This window comes from Marinifilum caeruleilacunae, from assembly GCF_013141825.1.
Classification (GTDB): Bacteria; Bacteroidota; Bacteroidia; order Bacteroidales; family Marinifilaceae; genus Marinifilum; species Marinifilum caeruleilacunae.
The window spans coordinates 21,932-42,647 of sequence record NZ_RZNH01000028.1 but is presented as its reverse complement, the minus strand read 5'-3'; the positions used below and the strand labels follow the sequence as shown (position 1 = coordinate 42,647).

The 20,716-nt window shown below is 39.2% G+C and carries 16 protein-coding genes, 2 tRNA genes and 1 riboswitch; of the genes, 16 read left to right on the top strand and 2 right to left on the bottom strand.

What is annotated here, in order from left to right:
* The first annotated feature begins 102 nt into the window (after positions 1-102).
* The 7 genes from ELS83_RS15215 to ELS83_RS15185 all read left to right on the top strand — a co-directional run bounded on the left by ELS83_RS15215 (position 103) and on the right by ELS83_RS15185 (position 7,398).
* Complete coding sequence (locus tag ELS83_RS15215) at positions 103-528, top strand: retropepsin-like aspartic protease (RefSeq protein ID WP_171596410.1); 426 nt, start codon at positions 103-105, stop codon at positions 526-528.
* A 151-nt stretch (positions 529-679) separates the two neighbouring features.
* Positions 680-3,667, top strand: coding sequence for a protein translocase subunit SecDF (secDF, locus tag ELS83_RS15210; RefSeq protein WP_171596409.1), 2,988 nt, complete (start codon positions 680-682; stop codon positions 3,665-3,667).
* Between the two features lie 279 nt (positions 3,668-3,946).
* Positions 3,947-4,174, top strand: coding sequence for a twin-arginine translocase TatA/TatE family subunit (gene tatA, locus ELS83_RS15205; protein WP_120240810.1), 228 nt, complete (start codon positions 3,947-3,949; stop codon positions 4,172-4,174).
* A 42-nt stretch (positions 4,175-4,216) separates the two neighbouring features.
* A complete protein-coding gene (locus ELS83_RS15200; RefSeq protein WP_171596408.1) occupies positions 4,217-5,152 on the top strand; it encodes a calcium/sodium antiporter in 936 nt (311 codons plus the stop codon).
* Between the two features lie 10 nt (positions 5,153-5,162).
* A complete protein-coding gene (locus ELS83_RS15195) occupies positions 5,163-5,816 on the top strand; it encodes an ABC transporter ATP-binding protein (RefSeq protein ID WP_171596407.1) in 654 nt (217 codons plus the stop codon).
* A 4-nt stretch (positions 5,817-5,820) separates the two neighbouring features.
* Positions 5,821-6,588 carry a TIGR02757 family protein gene (locus ELS83_RS15190; protein ID WP_171596406.1) on the top strand — a complete coding sequence of 256 codons (768 nt, stop codon included), beginning with the start codon at positions 5,821-5,823 and terminating at the stop codon, positions 6,586-6,588.
* 90 nt (positions 6,589-6,678) lie between these two features.
* A complete protein-coding gene (locus ELS83_RS15185) occupies positions 6,679-7,398 on the top strand; it encodes a tRNA1(Val) (adenine(37)-N6)-methyltransferase (protein ID WP_171596405.1) in 720 nt (239 codons plus the stop codon).
* On the opposite strand, the gene ELS83_RS15180 is transcribed toward ELS83_RS15185, so the two are convergent.
* Positions 7,399-8,142: a hypothetical protein gene (locus tag ELS83_RS15180; RefSeq protein WP_171596404.1), complete on the bottom strand. Its 744-nt coding sequence runs from the start codon at positions 8,140-8,142 to the stop codon at positions 7,399-7,401.
* 127 nt (positions 8,143-8,269) lie between these two features.
* A complete protein-coding gene (locus ELS83_RS15175) occupies positions 8,270-9,601 on the bottom strand; it encodes a saccharopine dehydrogenase family protein (protein WP_171596403.1) in 1,332 nt (443 codons plus the stop codon).
* A 220-nt stretch (positions 9,602-9,821) separates the two neighbouring features.
* On the opposite strand from ELS83_RS15175, the gene mutS reads away from it, so the two are divergent.
* From mutS to ELS83_RS15130, 9 genes are all read left to right on the top strand, one after another.
* On the top strand, positions 9,822-12,401 hold the full coding sequence (gene mutS / locus ELS83_RS15170) for a DNA mismatch repair protein MutS (protein WP_171596402.1): 2,580 nt from the start codon (positions 9,822-9,824) through the stop codon (positions 12,399-12,401).
* A gap of 225 nt (positions 12,402-12,626) precedes the next feature.
* A tRNA-Gly gene (locus ELS83_RS15165) sits at positions 12,627-12,699 on the top strand.
* A gap of 16 nt (positions 12,700-12,715) precedes the next feature.
* Positions 12,716-12,802: transfer RNA gene (locus ELS83_RS15160), tRNA-Leu, on the top strand.
* A 157-nt stretch (positions 12,803-12,959) separates the two neighbouring features.
* Positions 12,960-13,177: riboswitch (cobalamin riboswitch) on the top strand.
* A gap of 115 nt (positions 13,178-13,292) precedes the next feature.
* Positions 13,293-15,476 (top strand): TonB-dependent receptor, encoded by a 2,184-nt coding sequence (locus ELS83_RS15155; RefSeq protein WP_171596401.1) that lies wholly within the window; start codon positions 13,293-13,295, stop codon positions 15,474-15,476.
* 56 nt (positions 15,477-15,532) lie between these two features.
* A complete protein-coding gene (locus tag ELS83_RS15150) occupies positions 15,533-16,963 on the top strand; it encodes a PepSY domain-containing protein (RefSeq protein WP_171596400.1) in 1,431 nt (476 codons plus the stop codon).
* On the top strand, positions 16,960-17,838 hold the full coding sequence (locus ELS83_RS15145) for a sirohydrochlorin cobaltochelatase (RefSeq protein ID WP_171596399.1): 879 nt from the start codon (positions 16,960-16,962) through the stop codon (positions 17,836-17,838). Before ELS83_RS15150 ends, ELS83_RS15145 begins: the two co-directional genes overlap by 4 nt.
* Positions 17,822-18,556, top strand: a complete 735-nt coding sequence (locus ELS83_RS15140) for a hypothetical protein (protein WP_171596398.1) — start codon at positions 17,822-17,824, stop codon at positions 18,554-18,556. The genes ELS83_RS15145 and ELS83_RS15140 overlap by 17 nt, the downstream gene beginning before the upstream one ends.
* The gene (locus tag ELS83_RS15135; RefSeq protein ID WP_249414461.1) at positions 18,553-19,668 is read left to right on the top strand and encodes an ABC transporter substrate-binding protein; all 1,116 of its coding nucleotides are present in this window, start codon (positions 18,553-18,555) and stop codon (positions 19,666-19,668) included. Before ELS83_RS15140 ends, ELS83_RS15135 begins: the two co-directional genes overlap by 4 nt.
* Positions 19,665-20,711, top strand: coding sequence for a FecCD family ABC transporter permease (locus ELS83_RS15130; protein WP_171596397.1), 1,047 nt, complete (start codon positions 19,665-19,667; stop codon positions 20,709-20,711). The genes ELS83_RS15135 and ELS83_RS15130 overlap by 4 nt, the downstream gene beginning before the upstream one ends.
* The last annotated feature ends 5 nt before the right edge of the window (positions 20,712-20,716 follow it).

Genomic DNA, 20,716 nt, shown 5'->3' with positions numbered 1-20,716 from the left:
CCCATACAATTGGTTAATCTCTTTCGCTTTTGTTTACTAATCATAGCACAAAATAAGTTTCGTTTTGGTATATTTGCTATCCTTTGCAGAAATTGTGAAATCATGATAGAGATACCCATAGAGATTGTTGAATTGGAAGATAACAGTTTTCACCTTCTGATTGAGTGCGATATTAACTCAGGTCAGAAAGGCGAAATGGTGATCGATACTGGTGCCTCCAAAACAGTACTTGATAAAAACTTTGTTGATGATTATCAAAAAGCAGAACAGGAAGAGTCAGAAATCAAATCAAGAGGATTGGGAGAAGGGAGCATCGATACCGAAATGGCCAAAATCGATAGTTTTCAAATCGGAGATCTCTTCATAAATGACTTCTCTTGTGCATTAATCGACTTGTCGGGAATTAACGAAATGTACCGCCAGTATTGCAATCGCGAGATTTGTGGATTACTCGGTAGCGACTTCCTGTTACAACACAATGGAATTATTGATTACCGTCGAAGAATTTTACAATTGAGCAAAGACTAAAGCAAGAGGATTTACAATAGACTGAAAATCCATAAAATGCTAGTTATTATTGAACAAAGGAATTTGAAAAAAATTAATATATTTGTGCGTTAATTTGCGGTTGAAAATATAAAATACCACATAGAATAAGAATTTATTTAAACCTAAACACATGCGAAATAAAGGAGCGATTCGTCTACTCGCTATTGTCTTTGCGTTAGTGAGTTTGTATCAATTGACTTTTACTTACGTAACGAAAAAAGTTGAAAAGGAAGCTCGAGAGTTTGGAGCTGGCGACATTAAGAAAGAACAAACTTATCTTGACTCAATTAGAGGAGAAGAGGTTTACAATTTCTTTTGGTTGAAAAAATACACCTACAAAGAGTGTAAGGAGTTGGAAATGAACTTAGGGCTTGACCTTAAGGGAGGTATGAACGTTACAATGGAAGTTTCTGTTGTTGATATCATCAAAGCGATGGCCAACAACACAAAAGATGAAACTTTTAATGCTGCCATTGCCAAAGCAAAAGAAATGCAGGCAAACAGCGGTAAAGGATTCGTTGAATTGTTCGGCGAAGCTTTCGAACAAATCGATCCTAACGCTCAGTTATCATCTCCAGATATCTTCGGAACTCTTGAGATGAAAGACAAGATTCCTTTCGGAGCTTCTAACGCAGAGGTGTTAAAGGTAATCAAGGAAGAAACCGATGGCGCGATCGATAATACCTACAACATCCTTCGTTCTCGTATCGACCGTTTCGGTGTTGCACAGCCAAATATCCAAAAAGCTGATGTATCGGGTCGTATCATTATCGAACTTCCAGGTATTAAAGATGCTGCTCGTGTTCGTAAGCTTCTACAAGGAACTGCAAGTCTTGAGTTCTGGGAAACTTACAGCGCTCCTGAAGTAATGCCTTACCTGAATGCAGCAAACACAAAACTTGCAGAAATTAACAATGCAGGCGAAGAAGTTGCAGAAGAAGCTACTACCGAAGAAGCAAAAGAAGAAGAAATTAAAGATGAGCAAGTTGCTCTTTTAGATAAAATCGAAGAAGAAGGTGCGCAGGATTCATTGGCTACTTCGCAAGATGCAAAAGCATTGGCGAAAATGTACCCATTGTTCTCAATCCTGAACCCAACACAACAAGGTGGTTCTTCAAAAGCAGTTGTGGGTATGGCTCACATCAAAGATACTGCCGAGGTGAACAACGTATTGGCTATGCCGGCAATCAAATCGGTACTGCCTCGTAACCTAAAATTCTTCTGGGGTGTTAAGCCTATCGATGAAGCAGGTAATGTTTTCGAATTATTTGCAATTAAAGTAACAAGCCGCGATGGTAAAGCTCCACTTGATGGGGATGCAGTAACTGCTGCTCGCGAACAAGTTGACCAAAATACTGCGAAATACGAAGTTTCGATGAGTATGAGTGGTGAAGGCGCTAAAACATGGGCTCGTTTAACCAAAGACAACGTAAACCGTGCAATTGCAATTGTATTGGACGGATATGTATATTCTGCACCAAACGTAATCAGCGAAATTAAAGGTGGTCAGTCAAGCATTAGCGGTGACTTCTCTGTTGCTGAAGCAAAAGACTTGGCAAACATCCTTAAATCAGGTAAACTTCCTGCTCCAGCAAGAATTATTGCCGACGAAGTTGTTGGTCCATCTCTAGGTAAAGAGTCAATCCAGAAAGGGATGTACTCATTTATCATTGCTTTCGTGTTGGTATTGGCTTATATGTTCTTCTTCTACAGTAGAGGAGCTGGTTTAGCTGCTAACATCGCATTGATTACCAACTTATTCTTTATTTTCGGTGTCTTAGCTTCATTAGGAGCCGTTCTTACCTTACCAGGTATCGCAGGTATCGTCTTAACAATCGGTATGTCGGTTGATGCGAACGTACTTATCTATGAGCGTATACAGGAAGAGTTGAAAGCAGGAAAAGGATTAGGCCTTGCAATTAGCGATGGTTACAAAAATGCATACTCAGCAATTATCGATGGTAATATCACAACCTTATTAACTGGTATCATTCTTTACCTATTCGGTGAAGGTCCAATTAAAGGTTTCGCTACTACATTGGTAATCGGTATCTTCTCGTCATTGTTTGCTGCAATCTTCATTACAAGATTAATTTTCGAAGCACAAACTGCTCGTAACCGTAAAGTGACCTTTGCAACTTCATTTACCGATAACTGGTTAAGAAATGCTGCAGTTACTTTCCTTCAAAAAAGAAAAGTATTCTATGTAGTTTCTGCAGTAGCTATCACTTTAAGTGTTGTATCGCTTTCAACAAAAGGTTTGAACCAGGGTATCGACTTTACCGGTGGTAGAACATATGTAGTTGCATTCGATCAGGCAGTAGAAGTTGAAGATGTTGCAAAAGCATTGGAAACCGTATATGGTCACGCTCCAGAAGTAAAAACTTTCGGTGGTAACAATCAGGTAAAAATTTCTACCAAATACAAAATCGCCGAGTCAGGAACCGAGGTTGACGACGAAGTTGAAGGATTACTATACGAAGGATTGAAACCATACCTTGCTGATGGAACAACAAAAGTTGACTTCCTTGATAACAACCGTAAGATGTCTCAGAAAGTAGGTCCAACCATTGCCGATGATATTCGTACATCAGCATTGTGGTCTATCTTAGGTGCGCTTGTTGTGATCTTCCTATACATCATGGTTCGTTTCTCGAACTGGCAGTATGGTTTAGGTGCAGTTGCTGCATTGGCTCACGACTCTATTATTGTATTGGGTATCTTCTCTATTTTCTATGGAATTCTTCCATTCTCATTAGAGATCGACCAGGCATTTATCGCTGCAATCCTAACGGTAGTAGGTTACTCAATTAACGATACCGTGGTAGTATTCGACCGTATCCGTGAGTACTTAGGACTATATCCTAAGCGCGACCGCGAAGAAACAGTAAACAGAGCATTGAACAGTACATTGCGTCGTACATTTAGTACATCGCTTTCTACAATGGTTGTATTGTTGGCAATCTTTATCTTCGGTGGAACATCTATCCAAGGATTTACATTCGCATTATTAGTTGGTGTTATGGTAGGTACATACTCATCACTATTTATTGCATCACCTATTGCTTACGACACAAGCTTACGTGTACAAAAAGCAGTAGACAAGAGAAAAAAATAATTGAACTCTTATAGTTTTCATCCCCCGGATCGTCGATTCGGGGGATTTTTTTTACCCCTCATTCTTTAAGAAGGGCGTTCCCTCCTTCGTCGGTCGGGCTTTTCGTTCCTACTCCTCGCTCCTTCGTCGCTGTGGGGTATCCACTCCAATCCCTAACGCAAAGCTGCTGTCATTCCAATTGCACTTCTCATTTCTAAATAAGACTTTCCCATACAAGTATGCCCAACTATCGCATTAATTTGAAATTTCTTAGGTATATTTGTACAAAATAATCATCAAATGGAAAGCATACTTTTATTTATTAGTGGAGCCGAGATCGTTATCGTACTTGTAGTAATTCTTCTTCTTTTCGGATCGAAAAAAATTCCTGAATTAGCACAGGGATTAGGAAAAGGAATGAAAGAATTCAAGCGAGCGGCCGACGATATCAAAAAGGAAATAAAAGATGAAACCGAAATTCTTGATAACATCAAGGATTTTAAAGATGATATCAATAAAAAGCTTTAGGCATTTGCCTTTCTTATCCTTCCCGGATAAATTCTCATATCAATGGACTATATCTATTTATTACTGGGATTTATAATCCTGTTGTACAGTGGCGATTTACTTGTAAAAGGTGGGGTTGCCCTTGCATCGCATTTTAAAATTTCAACTTTGGTTGTTGGAGTTACCGTTGTGTCTTTCGGAACATCGGCACCCGAACTTTTTGTAAGTTTGGATGCAGCTCTTTCAGGTAGTCCCGATATTTCTATAGGAAACGTTGTTGGATCGAACATTTCGAACATCGCACTCGTGCTAGGTTTTACAGCTATCTTATTGCCTTTGCCGGTTCGAAGCAACTCCATAAAATACGATTGGCCCGTAATGATGGGTGCTTCCATACTCTTCTATGTATTTGCCCTAAACGGGAAACTTCAAACCATAGAAGGCATTGTATTCGTTATCCTGTTAATCTCCTTTATGGTTTGGACCATCTGGAATTCACGTAGAGAAAACAGAAACTTATCCGAAGAGCCAAAACCTGCCAAATACTCAATTCCAATATCAGTATTGCTAATTGCAGCATCTTCGGTAGGCCTATACTTCGGTGCAAATTTACTGGTAGGTAGCGCCAAAAGCATCGCCATCGATTTTGGAGTAAGCGAACGCGTAGTTGGATTAACCATCGTGGCTTTCGGTACTTCAGTGCCCGAGTTGGCAACATCGGCTGTGGCAGCCTACAAAAAAGAAATGGATATCTCCATTGGTAACATTATCGGATCCAATATATTCAACCTCTTTGGCGTATTGGGCGTAACCTCTATCATTAAGAATATCAGCGTAAGCCAGGAAATTATTTCCTTCGATGCATTATTTATGCTTGCAGTATCTGTGCTTTTGTTCTTGCTCATATTACCATTAAAAAAAGGAAAACTACACCGATGGAAAGGCATTTTGTTACTTTCCTCCTACTTATTTTATGTATATTTGGTTTTCATGAAATAATTGATGAGCTATGATTAGTGCAGAACAAATCAAAAAAAGTTTCGGAGAAGTAAATGTGCTGAAAGGTGTAGACCTAAGCATTCAAAAAGGTGAAATTGTTTCGGTGGTTGGTGCCAGTGGAGCAGGAAAAACAACCTTGCTGCAAATTCTTGGAACACTCGATAAGCCAGATAGCGGCGATATTGTGTACGATGGAACCAATGTGGCTTCCCTCAACGAGAAAGAATTATCTGCATTTCGTAACTCAAATATTGGTTTTGTATTTCAGTTTCATCATCTGCTGCCAGAGTTTACAGCATTAGAAAATGTTTGTATTCCTGCCTATATCGCTAAAAAGTCGAAAACCGAAGCTACAGCAAGAGCCAAAGAGCTTTTGGAAATGTTGAAGCTTGGGCATCGTATCGATCACAAACCTTCCGAATTGTCGGGAGGAGAAAAGCAGAGAGTAGCGGTTGCCAGGGCGCTCATTAACGATCCACTGGTAATTCTTGCCGATGAACCTTCTGGAAATCTCGATTCCAAAACACGACAAGAGCTGCACGAATTGTTTTTCGAACTGAGAGATCAATTCAATCAGACCTTTGTAATTGTAACACACGATTTGGAATTGGCCGAAATGTCCGATCGAAAAATTGTGATATCAGACGGATTGATAGAAAACTAAAAGTATGAATTCTACCGACCTAAAGGATTTCCTGGAAGAAAAGTACGACTTGTACAATCGCGAATCTTTTATCGAAACAGATCCCATACAAATTCCAAAACAATTCTCGAGAAAAGAGGATATTGAAATTGCTGGTTTTTTAAGTGCCAGTATCGCCTGGGGACAAAGACCAACCATTATTCGCAATGCAAAACGATTGATGGAATGGATGAATCATCAACCCTACGAATTTCTAATCAGCGCATCGGAAACAGATCTGTATGTGTTCAAAGAATTTAAACATCGAACCTTTAATGGCGACGACTGTATTTTCTTTATCAAATCCTTGAAAAATATCTACACCAAACATGGTGGTTTGGAGCGCGTTTTTACCGAAGGTTTTCAGCAAGCGGGCGATATTAAATCTGCTTTGGCTCATTTTCGAACTGTATTTTTCGAGATTGATCATCTGCCACGAACACAAAAACACATTTCTAATGTGCTCAAAAAATCATCAGCAAAACGTTTGAATATGTACCTGCGCTGGATGGTTCGAAAAGATGAACGAGCGGTTGATTTTGGCCTTTGGAAGGGAATTGAATCGAAAGATTTATACTTGCCACTCGATGTACATACCGGAAACGTGGGAAGAAAATTGGGACTGTTAACACGCAAGCAGAGCGATTGGCCGGCGGTTGAAGAAATTACACAAAGTCTTCGCACTATGGATGCCAATGATCCAATTAAGTATGACTATGCTCTTTTTGGCCTGGGAATCTTCGAAAAATTTTAATTCGTAATTTTGTTATTTTGCAAATTTGTGACTTTGGAAAGAGTGCACGTTTTTCCAAAGTCATGAATTAATGAATATATATTGACTATCATGGCAAACAACTATTTCAAATTCAAGCAATTTACAATTTTTCAAGATGGTTCGGCCATGAAAGTTGGAACCGATGGTGTGCTGTTGGGTGCATGGGCCAATGTGGAACAGTCGCAACGAATACTGGATATTGGAACGGGAACAGGCCTAATCGCTATTATGATGGCCCAGCGAAGTCAGGGCAAAGCAAAAATTGATGCCATCGAAATTGATGATTCGGCATATCAGCAAGCTTTTGAAAATATCAATGCCTGTCCGTGGACTGACCAGCTTCAGGCAATCCATCAATCCTTTCAGGAATTTTGTTCAAATACTCCTGAACAATACGATGCCATCGTTAGTAATCCACCTTACTTTATGAATGGTTTGGATGCCAAAGAAGAATCGAGAACCAAGGCACGAAATGCCGATCATTTGCCATTTGAGGAGTTGCTGGAGGGTGCTATGAAACTTTTAAATCCGAAAGGAAGCTTATCGGTTGTTCTGCCAATCGAGGAGGGTGGTTACTTTATACGCATGGCAAAATTATCAGGCTTTAGCCTGAGAAGAAAGTGTAAAGTTCTACCAAATCCGGGAAAAGCGGCCAAAAGATATTTACTGGAGTTTTCTGTACAGGAATGTGAGACCATAAACGAAGAACTCATTGTTGAAAATGGCCAGCGTCATGTTTATTCACCTCAATATATCAACTTAACCAAAGAATTTTATTTGAAATTTTAGTTAGCGTTCAGCCAGTTTAAAATTCACCCACCACTCTTCCAGCTCAAATTTACTTTGGTAAGCACCAGCTTTTAATTCGTCAAGGTTTTTCTGAATTACCTGTTTGCTACTCATGGCCGAATAATACTCTTCCGTTGCTTCGTTTACACTACTTACACCAATGCTTATGATTTTCTGCTCTGTTTTTTCAGGATACAGGATATCCATAGGAATTCGGGTATGATAACTAAACAGAATTTGATTGCTTGTTTTTAATTCGACTTTAACCTTCTCTGCCAATGCTGTGGTGCTGGTTAAAACACTTTCATCTATCCTGGTATCGATTATTTCATAGGCCTGAAAACGATCAATCAGTTCCTCCTGGTATTCCACTTTGCTAAATCTTTGCAGGTAAGATCTAAATTCTTGGTCGGTAAAAGGATTTTCGGCAGGCATAGGAAAGTTTACAGCGTATATATTTTTCGATGTTCCATTGGGATCGATCCACAAGCTTAAACCCAAATTGTAAATTTTTCTCAGCGTACGCGGAGAGTTTGTCTCCAGGATGATATCTACAAATTCATCGTTATTGAACAGCTTAATCGAGATTTTATCAGTCGAGTGGTAGAATAAAGCTTCCTGCTCGGAAAATGTACTGTGTTGTGCATTTTGCTCCGAGTTCCAATAAGATGTGAATTTGGCAGAACCCGCACAGGCTTGCAATAACACTGCGCAAATAATAAGAGAAATGTATTTCTGAATCATATCTGGATCATAAATCTTGAATGCTAACAAATCTAGTTATAGTATTGCGATTTTTACCATATCTTACAAATAAAAAAAACAGTTACTTTTTTAAGGTAACTGTTCTGAATTTATCAAGATTTAAAAATTAAATTATACTTTCTTCTTCTACAAAACGAACGCCTAAATCTTCCAATTCTTTTAAAATTGGCTCATAAAGTTCGGGCATGGTTGGAATATGAACCCCAGGCATATTAATTTTGCCGGTGGCAAGAAGTTTTGCGGCAATGGCAAGAGGTGTTCCAACAGTATACGACATGGCAGTATGATCACGATCTTTACCTTCGTAAGTCATCGAAGAAATAATTCTTTTCTTCATGCCTGTATTTTCGTACTCAAACTGGTGTTGCATCACTAATAAATCGCGGTCATCATCTCCCAAGGCCCATTTCTTCTCCAATATTTTCTGCAAAAACATGGCCGGAGTAGCCTCTTTTAATTCCAGTACATCATCGGAGAATAACTCAAGCCAGTTTAGTTTCTCCATAATTTGAGATTCTGATTCGATACCCACGAATTTTGCCAGGCTTTCTTTTGCACAACTGCCATTTTCAGGCAGAAAACTTTTGATAAAATCTTTGTTCGATAATTTATGCGAATCTTTCATGACATAGGAATCATCGGTGCAACCCAAACGAACCAGAATGTTCCAGGCCTCGGCATATCCAGGGCGTCTCATGGTTCCACGCATAATGGTTGGAATACCAGTGATATCGTATAATTCACAATATTGCAGCGAGTCGCGATTCGGATAAACCTCGAATTCTCCATATCCGTTTACCGAAGTTTTTGTAAGCTTGTGAAATAGATTGTTGTATGGAACATATTTGTAATGACCATTTTCTTTGAATTGAGCTGTTCCCTGACCGGCAACAACAACATTTCTTGGGTTCCAGGAAAATTTGTAATGCCATGGATTATCGTCACAGGCAGGAGCTACCAATCCGCCACAAAACGATTTAAAGGATAGTAATTTTCCACCTTCGCTTTTAATGCGGTCGATTACCTGCATGGCCGACATGTGATCGATTCCCGGATCAACACCCAATTCATTCAAAAAACATAAGCCCAATTCTTTTGCCTCTTCGTGCAAATCCATCATTTCCTGGCTTACATATGATGGTGTAAGCATGTGTTTTTTATACTGGAGACACTCGCGAGCCACAATAATATGCATAGAGGCAGGAACCATACTGATTACAATATCAGCAGCAGAAATTTCGGAAGCACGTTGTTCCAAATCTTTTAAGTTGAAACGAAAAGCTGATCCATTAGGATGATTGCCTACTTTTTGTTGAGCAAGTTCCAGAGACATATCGCCAACGGCTATTCTCCAATTGTATTTATCTGAGTGTTTTAGCAGATATTGAATGAGATCTGTAGACGAAAGACCTGCTCCAATGATTAGAATATTAGTCATGATTTCTAATGTCAAATTTTAGATGTGATCAGTTTAAATTTACAACATTGTATATTGAATTCCCATGAGATTTTAGCTTTTTTTCTTTTGTTGAATCATAAATTCTCGCAATTTCTTTATTGTGGAATGAGTATATTTGTTCGAGATAAAGAATAGAGTTCCAAACACACAAAATAGTATTCCCTTGGCAAAACAGAAGAAAGCAGTCGAAACGCCCTTGATGAAACAATATTACCAGATGAAGGAAAAACATCCTGATGCAATATTGTTATTTAGAGTGGGTGATTTTTATGAGACATTTGAAAATGATGCCATTCGTGCATCGGAGATTTTAGGGATCACTTTAACCAAGAGAGCCAATGGTTCTGCTTCCTATGTTGAACTAGCCGGATTTCCGCACCATGCCATAGATACTTATTTGCCAAAATTGGTGCGAGCAGGAATGAGAGTTGCCATTTGCGAGCAATTGGAAGATCCTAAAAAAACCAAAAAGCTGGTAAAAAGAGGAATTATTGAGCTGGTAACTCCTGGTGTTTCCTATAACGATAATGTATTGGAACACCGCGAGAATAACTTTTTGGCTTGTGTGCATTTGGAAAAAAAATCGGCAGGAATTGCATTTTTGGATGCTTCGACAGGAGAGTTTTTAACTGCTGAAGGAAATTTCGAATACATCGATAAATTGCTGGGGAACTTTCAGCCAAAAGAAGTTTTATATCAGAAAGGAAAAGAGAAAATATTCCATGAATTGTTTGGTGGCAAGTTCTATACTTTTACCATGGACGATTGGGTGTTTACCGAAAGTGCAGCCAAGGACCGATTGCTGCGACACTTCGAAACAAGCTCGCTGAAAGGTTTCGGAGTACAGAATTTGCGCAATGGAATTATCGCATCGGGAGCAGTGCTTCATTACCTTGATATCACGAAACACAGTCAGGCAGGACATGTTACCCAACTTTCCAGAATCGAAGAAGACCGATATGTGTGGTTGGATAAATTCACAGTTCGAAACCTTGAATTGTTTGGAGTTTTAAACGATGGTGCTCATACGCTTTCGCAAATCATGGATAAAACCTTGAGTCCGATGGGATCGCGTTTGTTGAAACGCTGGATTGCTTTACCATTAAAAGATACAGCTCGCATTAACAGCCGATTGGATGTGGTGAAATTCTTTTACCAAAAAGAAAATGAGGCTTTAGAGCTTGAAGATGAAATCAGGCAAATTGGCGACTTGGAAAGGATAATTTCTAAGGTTGCGGTTGCGAGGGTAAGTCCGCGAGAAGTAGTACAGTTAAAAAATGCACTGCTTGCCATCGAACCCATTAAGAATTTCTGTTTAGGTTCAGGAAACGAAGGACTGATAAAAATCGGGGAGCAGTTGAATCCTTGTCTGAGTGTTCGCGAAAAAATTGAGAAAGAGATAAAGGCCGACCCTCCAAATATGGTAAGCAAAGGAGGAGTAATTGCAGAAGGCGTTTCACAGGAGTTGGATGAGCTGAGAAAGATTGCATTCTCAGGAAAAGATTACCTGGTTCAGATGCAGGTTCGCGAGAGTGAGAGAACAGGTATTCCTTCGCTAAAAATTGGTTTTAACAATGTTTTCGGATATTATATAGAGGTAAGAAATACGCATAAGGACAAAGTTCCTGAAGAGTGGATCAGGAAGCAAACCCTGGTTAGCGCAGAGCGATATATTACCCAGGAATTAAAGGAGTACGAAGAGAAAATACTTGGCGCAGAAGAAAAAATTCTTGCATTGGAAACCCGATTGTACAATGATTTGGTTTTGAGTATCGCCGATTACATTTCTTCTATCCAGTTAAATGCTGCCATGATTGGACGTTTGGATTGTTTGCTTTCTTTTGCACGATTGGCAAGGGAAAACAATTACTCCTGTCCTGAAATTAATGAAAGCCAGCTTATCGATATCAAACAGGGAAGACATCCTGTAATCGAAAAACAATTGCCGATAGGCGAGCAGTATATTGCCAACGATGTATTCCTTGATAATGAAAACCAACAAGTGATTATCATTACCGGGCCAAATATGGCAGGTAAATCGGCCTTGCTTCGACAAACCGCTCTTATTGTATTGATGGCACAAATCGGAAGCTTTGTTCCTGCCGAATCGGCTAAGATTGGATATGTAGATAAAATATTTACCAGGGTGGGTGCATCGGATAACATTTCCTTGGGAGAATCTACTTTCATGGTTGAAATGAACGAAGCAGCCAGCATTTTGAATAATTTATCGTCGAGAAGTTTGATTCTTTTAGATGAACTGGGACGTGGAACCAGTACCTACGACGGGATATCCATAGCCTGGTCTATTGTAGAGTATATCCATGAAAATGTAAAATCGAAGGCCAAAACCCTTTTTGCAACTCACTACCATGAGCTCAACGAAATGGAGAAATCATTCAATAGGGTAAAGAATTACAACGTTTCGGTAAAAGAAGTAAATAACAAGGTAATATTCTTAAGAAAATTGGTGCCAGGTGGTTCAAATCATAGCTTTGGAATTCATGTGGCAAGAATGGCCGGAATGCCAAAATCGGTTGTAAAACGTGCCGATGAAATTTTGGTACAACTCGAAGGAAACAAAAATGGAGAATCGCTGGCCAAGCCTGTTGGTGAAATTGCTCAACAGCGAGAAGGCTATCAAATGAGCTTTTTCCAACTCGATGATCCGGTTTTACAACAAATCAGGGAAGAAATTACAGATTTAGACATTAATAATCTTACCCCAATTGAAGCCTTGAACAAATTAAATGAGATCAAAAAGATCTCTGGAATTTAAAAAAAAGGAAAATCTTTTAAAAAAAATACGCATCCTGCATTTTTAAAGGCTCAGGTGTCTACTGTCTGACTTTCAAACAATCAGGAAATGTTAAAAAGAAAAAGCTTTTCAACTGATTAAAAAAAAATGACAGAAATGTTTTTTTTCTTTTGCGGAATAAAAAAATACGCATATATTTGCATCGCAATTGAGAGAACAACGGTTCACTCCTAAAGGTTGCAAAATGCGAGAATAGCTCAGTTGGTAGAGCATAACCTTGCCAAGGTTAGGGTCGCGAGTTCGAGTCTCGTTTCTCGCTCAAATCCAATAAGGATGCCCAGGTGGTGGAATTGGTAGACACGCTGGACTTAAAATCCAGTGGCCTTTTGGCCGTGCGGGTTCAAGTCCCGCCCCGGGTACCAGGATAAAAGCCGTTTCAGAAATGAAACGGCTTTTTTTTATGCCTATAATTGAGCTCACAAGCCTTCCTTTTAAGCTATCTTGTAAATAGCACCCAAGACTATTCTTTAACATACCATAAAATATTTGCAGAATTTGCTTCCGTAGAAAAATAATATATACTTTTGCGCACGTAATGGTTCTGTTTGCATATTCTTATGCAATAGATTAAAAGGGAATGCAGTGAAAATCTGCAACAGTTCCCGCTGCTGTAAGTCTGGTTCCAGTTAGCCTGGAATCGCGATTTTTATACTACAGCCACTGTTCGATTCGAGATTGAATGGGAAGGCATAAAAATCAGGATAAGTCAGAAGACCTGCCATCGCGCTAATGAAACATTTTGCTTCCGGGACAGAAGTTTGTGTTTAGGACTTATCGGTTTATAATGTTCTGAATTATTCTTGTCGTTTATTAGGATTGCAAAGTGAAGTTATTAATTATTAATATCTTACGATGCAAAAGATTTATTTTGTAGCAGTATTGCTTCTGATTTCAGTGGCTTTCGCTAATGCACAGAACGCTGTGCTAAAAGGAGTGGTTACCCAAAAAAGCAACCAACAACCTATGCCAGGTGCCAGTGTGTATTTCTCAGGTACAACCACAGGTACAGCAACCAATAACAAAGGTGAATTCCAGATTAAAAATGTAAAGCCAGGAGAATACGACCTGGTAGTTTCCTTTTCGGGATATAGTCGCCAGAAACAACGCGTTGCTCTTACTGAAGGGAACAATGTCCTGAATTTTACAATGGAAGAATCCAAAAGTCAGTTGGGCGAAATTGTTGTTACCGGTACAGGTACAGCTCATCATTTAAAGACTGCACCAGTACAAACCGAGTTGATCTCTAAAAAAGCAATTGCAAGCACTGGAGCTTCTGACTTTAATGAATTGATGATGAGTGTGAGTCCATCATTCGACTTTAACCCTAGCACAATGGGAGCCCGCATGACCATTAACGGTTTGGGGAACGATTTCATTTTGGTGTTAATTGATGGAAAGCGCGTTTATGGTGATGTTGGTGGCAATACCGACCTGAACAGAATTAACCCTGACGATATTGAAAGAATTGAGGTGTTAAAAGGTGCAGCTTCCTTGCTTTATGGTTCGGATGCTATTGCTGGTGTTGTAAATGTGATTACCAAGAAATCGAAGCAGAAAATCAACCTATCTAACACAACCCGTATTCGTAAATATGCTACCATTCAGCAGAGCAATACAATAGATTTGAATTTGGGTAAATTTTCGTGGAACGGTAATTTTAATCGTAAAAGTAGCGATGGTTGGCAGTTGAGTCCGTACGAAATTGACGATGATGAATTGGTGGAAACTGAAGCCATGGCTCAGAACAAATATGAAGATAAAACCTTCAGCCACTCTTTAACTTTCAGAGCAACAGATAAACTGGAAGTTTACGCAGGAAACTCCTATTACGAAAAAGACATGTACCGACCACAATCGGTTGGAAAATATGGCTATCACTTTACAGATAAAACTTTCGAAGCAGGTGCAAAATATCTGCTAAATAAGAAGGATTACATTTCTGTAGATTACAATTACGACCGATTCCGTTACTATTACAGATACAACCAGGAGTATAAAGATTATCAGAAGGGTGATAAGTCGATCAATAACGATCAGCGAATGAACAACTTTCGCTTTAAATATGTGAATAGCCTTTCTGATAAAAATACATTAACCATTGGTGCCGATTATTTGCAAGAGGAAATGGTGTCGGAAGATCGATTGGTTGATGGAAAAGCGGATGCCAACACCTTTGCCTTGTATGCGCAGGAAGAAATTAAATTGTTGGAAAGACTGGAACTTGTTGCAGGTTCTCGTTTTGTAAAACACAAAGAGTTTGGTAGCGCTTTTACACCAAAAGTATCTTTGCTTTATAAGCTCGATCAGTTCAATTTCCGCGGAACTTACGGTTATGGTTTTAAAGCTCCTACGGTGAAGGAGTTGTACTACGCTTACGAAAAAAGAGGAACTCTATACTTGGGTAACACCGATCTTGATCCTCAGAAGTCACAATTCTCTTCTTTGGGAATTGAATTCCATAACGATTTCTTAACTGCAAGCATTACTGGTTATATTAATAATGTAGATGATTTGATAGCATATGAAAGTGTAGACCTTGAAGCTGGTGATGCAGAAGATGGAATTAAACGCAGAAAGAAGCATTACAATGTTGAGGAGTCGCGATCGCAAGGAATTGATTTCTTATTGAATGCAAGATTAGGCGCGGGCTTTACCCTTGGTGGCGGTTACAGCTATGTTGATGCCAAAGATTTAACAACGGATGAGCGCCTGGATGGTGTGGCACAACACTATGGAAATGTGCGTTTGGCTTACGATCGTTCATGGAAAAACTATTCATTCAATGCCAATATTGTTGGCCGTATTCAGGATGAAAAATCATATGACAATAACACCGACAATGCAAAAGCATATGATATCTGGAAACTAACCACCAACCACAGGTTTATGAACCTGGGATCTTTTATCATCGAAGCACAGTTGGGTATCGATAATATTTTCGATCAGGTAGATGACAGTCCGTATGGTTCGCATTACGGAACACTTAGCCCTGGTCGTACATTCTTTGCTGGTTTCACAATCAATTTTGCAAAATAATCGTGAAGCGAGTCAATAAATTTCTAATTCAAATCCACAATCTATCAGGTTCAATTATGAGCCTGATGTTTGTGGCTTGGTTCGTTTCGGGAATCGTACTCATATTCGACGGATTTCCGCATGCATCCCGTGAAGGGAGGTTCTTACATCTGGAGGAATTCAAGGAGGCGGATTTTGAAGTAATACAAGCTCCTCCAGCCAGTTTTAAAGGAAAAGTAAGTCTTGAGTTAAGCGAAGGCCGAGCCGTTTACCGAGTAAAAACCGGTAAAAAAGCTCAGAAAACCTACGATGCTGTAAGCTTGCAACCAATTGCTTCTTTTGGTGAAGATCATGCCAAACAACTGAGCTCTTCTTTCAATGGATATCCTGTAAAGAAAATTGAAAAGATTGATGAACTGGATGATTGGACCCCTTGGTCCTACTACAAGCCTTTGTTGCCATTTTACAAATGTAGCATGAGCGATCCGGCTCACAGCGTTTTATACATTTCAGAAAAAACAGGAGAAATTGTACAGGAAACCAATCGAAGGGCCAGGTGGAGTGCACGTTTCGGAGCAATTCCTCATTGGATCTATTTTAAAAAGCTCCGAATGGCCAAAGATACCTGGCGATTGGTGGTGATTATCCTGTCTTCTATTGGAATTTTAATGACCCTTACGGGGATTTATGCCGGAATAGTGCGCATTCGAAAACGCAAAAAAGAAAGCATTAGTCCGTACAAGAAGTTCTGGTACAAATGGCATCACCTTACGGGATTTTTCTTTGGACTATTCGTCTTCACCTTTATTTTGAGCGGGCTGATTTCCGTTGCTAACATCCCCGATTGGATGGTTGGTGTTAATTCCAAAGAGAAGAAGAAGATTTCATGGAATCAGAAGCTGGATCTGGCTGCTTTTGAAAATACAACACCAAAGGAAATATTTAAAGGCCTTAAAAACAAAACAGGCATTCGTAAAATTGAGTGGAAAACAGTATTCGGACAGCCTCAATTTAGAGTCTATTACCATGACTATCAGCAATCCGAAGTGTATTGTTTGAAGGGTGGGAATGTCGTTCCGCAAAAGAAATTTAGCCTGTCTGATATCGAAAATCAGGCGAAGGTAATTTGTAAAGATCTGCCATTTACGCTAAGTCATCAAGCAAATTACGATAACTATTACTCTGGTTCGGCCATGCATTATTTGCCATCTACGGCCTATAAAATAGAATTGTCAGATGCTGCTCAAACCTGGTTGTACATCGATCCTGCTAGCGGTGAGCGCATTAAAAAACTAACGAAAAACTCTCGGGTTCGACGATGGTTGTACCGCTTTCTGCACACTTTCGATATTCCAATTCTGAAAAAATATGATTGGATCAGAAAAACCATTTTACTCCTGCTGTCATTTGCAGGCCTGGCAGTGAGTATTACCGGCCTGGTTATTTCTGTAAAGTGGTTCAAGCGAAATTTTAAAAAATCAGTACCAAAAAAATACAAAACGATATGAAAAAGTACATCATGAGTTTGCTAATGCTCTTGTCATTCATGTTTATCCAAATTGATATGGTATTTGCACACAAGAAACAAGAAGATAAAAAAGGGATATTACTGGTTACTTTTGGGAGCAGTTATCCTGAAACCAGGCTAGCCTTTGAGAATATTGATAAAATCGTAAAAGCTGAATTTCCAGAGGTAGAGATCCGATGGGCCTACACTTCGAAGATGATTCGAAAAATTATTCGCAAGCGTGGTGGGCAAGTTGATTCTCCGGCCGAAGCCTTGGCAAAAATGGGAGAAGATGGTTTCACACATGTAGCCGTTCAGTCTTTGCACATTATTCCGGGTGAAGAATACGATAACCTTAAAATTACAGTAGATGCATTCGATGGAATGCCTAAAGGAATTAAGGTAGCAAAATTGGGTACACCACTTTTGTTTTTAGATCGTGATCACACTCAATTGGCAAAAATTCTTCATCAACAATTTCAAAATCATATTGGTTCGAAAACTGCAGTTCTCTTTATGGGACACGGTAGTCATCACCAATCGAACATTTACTATCCAGGATTTGAATACTATTTAAAACAACATTCAGATCAGTATTTTATGGGAACGGTTGAAGGATTTCCTCTTTTGGATGCAATTATTCCTCAGTTAAAAAAGAAGGGAATCCGAAAAGTGGTGTTAACACCATTTATGTCGGTTGCTGGCGATCATGCCAGAAATGATATGGCAGGAAATGAAGAGGATAGCTGGAAATCGCAACTTGAAAAAGAAGGTTTTACAACAGAAATTGTAATGACAGGATTGGCTGAATATGATGATGCAGTTAAAATTTGGGTGGAGCATCTAAATGAGGTTTATCATGAGATTCAAAAGTAACTTTTGCCTAAAGGCGATATTCGCATTCTTCCTGATTTGGAGTTCAGTGGCTGCTTGTGCCCAGGAAATTGAGGGATTTCAATTTGTGGGTTCACGCCAGTATGCATATAACTCCAAAGGAGAGAGAATCGAGAAACGTACTTTTAACGCAAAAGGCAGCTTGTTGAGTTTTGTTCACTATAAGTACGATGAAAATGGGAACAAAATTGAAAGTCTGAAATACCAAAGCGATTCGATTATTCAAAAGCGATACGTCTACTTTTACAATTTGGAAAATCAGAAGGTAAAAAGTATCAAATGTGATTACATAAAGGGGAAGGAAAGCAGTAAAGTTTACCTGCATAACAGCAGAGGTGAAATTTCCAGAACCAATTATTATAGTGGAGGTAGATTGCTACAATACACCGAACTATTATATTCTGATAAAGGTGAGCTTGATTCTCGTAAAAATTTCAATAAAGATGGAGAATTAACAAGTGAAAATCACTTTGAATATAAGTATCAAAATCATAGAATAATTGAGAAGAAAAAATTCTCGGGAGCTGATAATTTGTTATCAACCACCACATATTTATTCGATAAAAAAGGCAGGAAAGTTAGCTATTCGAATAGCTATGTTTCTTCTAAACGAAGCAATAAAAAGAGGTTCTATCAATACAATGCCAAAGGACAATGTGTTGGTTCCAAAGTATATGAATTCATAAGCACAAAACAATGAAAAGAAATCTGTTTTTTCTGATTGTAAATGTATTGTTGATTTGTTCTGCTTGTAACGACAAATCATCTAAAGTTTCGAAGGATAAAGAGCAGCTTGCAGGTACAATGTTAGCATTAAAACATGCCAAAGAGTTCAGCGTCGAAAAATTAGATGGCAGCTCCATCTTAAAAATTTATCGAAAAGGAGAGGAAGGAGCTTTTGATTCTTTCAAACTGGTTCAAAATGATTCGGAGAAATCTGCCAGCACTATTCCAATTCCTTGCAAGAGAATTGTGTGCTTGTCGAGTACGCAGCTATGTTACTTCTTCGAGTTGAACGATATTGATGACATTGTTGCTATTAACAGCAGTCGCTATTTAAGACATGAAGGCATGAAAAAATTACTTGAGTCGGGTAAAGTAAAACGAATTGGCAAGGAAGGTAATTTTAATTTGGAAATGCTTGTGGCCCTCGATCCCGATGTAATCTTTGTTTCCCCATTTAAAGTGGGAGGATTCGATGCCATTAGAAACCTTGGAATTCCATTGGTGCCTATGGCTGCCTACAATGAAGAAACGCCGCTGGGAAGAGCAGAATGGATTAAAATGCTGGCTCTTTTTGTAGGACAGGAAACAAAAGCCGACTCTATTTTTAATGCCATCGAATCGAGATATCAGAATTTAAAATCACTTGCAGCCAATGTAAAACATCGTCCAACAGTTTTTTCTGGTAAAATGCGATCGGGAAGTTGGTATGTTCCTGGCGGGAATAGCTTTTATGCCCACTATTTTCGTGATGCCGGAGCTGATTATATCATTAAAGATAACAAAACCGGAGCCTATCCGGTCGATTTTGAAAGCATCTACAGCAAAGCATCTCATTGCGATTTCTGGAGAATTATTCACCCGGAAAAATTGGGTGTCAGTCTGAAAGATTTGGCAGAACAAGATCCTCGATACACAGATTTTAAGGCATTCCAAAATCAAAATGTAATTCTTTGTAATATCAGGGAAAAACCCTATTACGAACAAGCAGGAATGAAACCAGATGTATTGCTTGCTGACTACTTACACTTCTTTCATCCGGAATTATTACCCGAACACGAACCCTATTTTTATAACAAGCTGAAATGATTCATAAACTAGGTAGGATATCGATTGTAATGACGCTGGCAACTTTGTTGCTGGCATTTCTTGTTTTATTGAACCTGGTTTTGGGATCCATACATATTCCAATATCCGAAATCAAAGCCATCTTGTTTACGGGCGATGAAGCAAATCGAATTTTCGAAAATATCATCTTAAAAACCAGGCTGCCACAAACCATAGTTGCCTTAGGTGCGGGAATGGCTCTGGGCGTATCAGGTTTGTTAATGCAGACCCTATTTCGAAACCCTCTGGCCGGACCATCGGTCTTAGGTATTTCTTCAGGTTCAAGCCTGGGAGTTGCCTTTGTAATGCTTTTTACCGGGAATATATTAGGATTTACTTTCACCAGTTTAGGAGGCTGGGGCGATTTTGCTGTTGTCTTTTCATCCTTAATTGGTGCCGGTCTGGTATTGGCATTAATTCTATTTATCTCTCACAAAATAGGAGGAACCTTAAGTGTACTGATAATTGGGGTAATGATTGGCTATTTGAGTAGTTCATTGGTTAGTTTATTGAAATTCTACAGCCCTGAAGAAGATGTGCACAACTATGTAATCTGGGGATTGGGAAGTTTCAGTCGCCTCACTTCAGATCGGGCTTTGATGTTTTGCCTCATAACGGTGATTCCATCGCTATTGGCTACCTTTTTAAGCAAGCCATTAAACCTATTGGCATTAGGAGATCGATATGCTGCCAACCTTGGATTGAATATCAAGCGAGCACGTTTTTTCATCATCGCTTTTGCGGGATTTTTAACAGCCATTGTCACCTCATTTTGCGGCCCAATCATTTTTATTGGGGTTGCAGTACCTCACCTGGCTAAACTGTTATCGAAAACATCCAATCATTTTTACCTGATATTGAATGCTGCCTTGCTGGGTGCAGCTACCGCTTTGCTGTGTAACCTGATTGCCCGGATGCCTGGAATGGAACAGGAAATGCCAATAAACTCGGTAACCGCCTTTATTGGTGCACCGGTGGTAATTTGGGTAATCTGGAAACGAAGAAAAGAAAATAGACTCGAATAAAATTA

What these genes read in the sequence shown, in the direction of transcription:
- mutS (WP_171596402.1), top strand. Translation starts at nt 9,822, where the DNA reads ATGAAACAATATTACCAGATGAAGGAAAAACATCCTGATGCAATATTG.
- ELS83_RS15150 (WP_171596400.1), top strand. Translation starts at nt 15,533, where the DNA reads ATGAGCCTGATGTTTGTGGCTTGGTTCGTTTCGGGAATCGTACTCATA.
- ELS83_RS15155 (WP_171596401.1), top strand. Translation starts at nt 13,293, where the DNA reads ATGCAAAAGATTTATTTTGTAGCAGTATTGCTTCTGATTTCAGTGGCT.
- ELS83_RS15140 (WP_171596398.1), top strand. Translation starts at nt 17,822, where the DNA reads ATGAGATTCAAAAGTAACTTTTGCCTAAAGGCGATATTCGCATTCTTC.
- ELS83_RS15200 (WP_171596408.1), top strand. Translation starts at nt 4,217, where the DNA reads ATGGACTATATCTATTTATTACTGGGATTTATAATCCTGTTGTACAGT.
- ELS83_RS15215 (WP_171596410.1), top strand. Translation starts at nt 103, where the DNA reads ATGATAGAGATACCCATAGAGATTGTTGAATTGGAAGATAACAGTTTT.
- ELS83_RS15195 (WP_171596407.1), top strand. Translation starts at nt 5,163, where the DNA reads ATGATTAGTGCAGAACAAATCAAAAAAAGTTTCGGAGAAGTAAATGTG.
- ELS83_RS15175 (WP_171596403.1), bottom strand. Translation starts at nt 9,601, where the DNA reads ATGACTAATATTCTAATCATTGGAGCAGGTCTTTCGTCTACAGATCTC.
- tatA (WP_120240810.1), top strand. Translation starts at nt 3,947, where the DNA reads ATGGAAAGCATACTTTTATTTATTAGTGGAGCCGAGATCGTTATCGTA.
- ELS83_RS15135 (WP_249414461.1), top strand. Translation starts at nt 18,553, where the DNA reads ATGAAAAGAAATCTGTTTTTTCTGATTGTAAATGTATTGTTGATTTGT.
- ELS83_RS15145 (WP_171596399.1), top strand. Translation starts at nt 16,960, where the DNA reads ATGAAAAAGTACATCATGAGTTTGCTAATGCTCTTGTCATTCATGTTT.
- ELS83_RS15185 (WP_171596405.1), top strand. Translation starts at nt 6,679, where the DNA reads ATGGCAAACAACTATTTCAAATTCAAGCAATTTACAATTTTTCAAGAT.
- ELS83_RS15180 (WP_171596404.1), bottom strand. Translation starts at nt 8,142, where the DNA reads ATGATTCAGAAATACATTTCTCTTATTATTTGCGCAGTGTTATTGCAA.
- ELS83_RS15130 (WP_171596397.1), top strand. Translation starts at nt 19,665, where the DNA reads ATGATTCATAAACTAGGTAGGATATCGATTGTAATGACGCTGGCAACT.
- secDF (WP_171596409.1), top strand. Translation starts at nt 680, where the DNA reads ATGCGAAATAAAGGAGCGATTCGTCTACTCGCTATTGTCTTTGCGTTA.
- ELS83_RS15190 (WP_171596406.1), top strand. Translation starts at nt 5,821, where the DNA reads ATGAATTCTACCGACCTAAAGGATTTCCTGGAAGAAAAGTACGACTTG.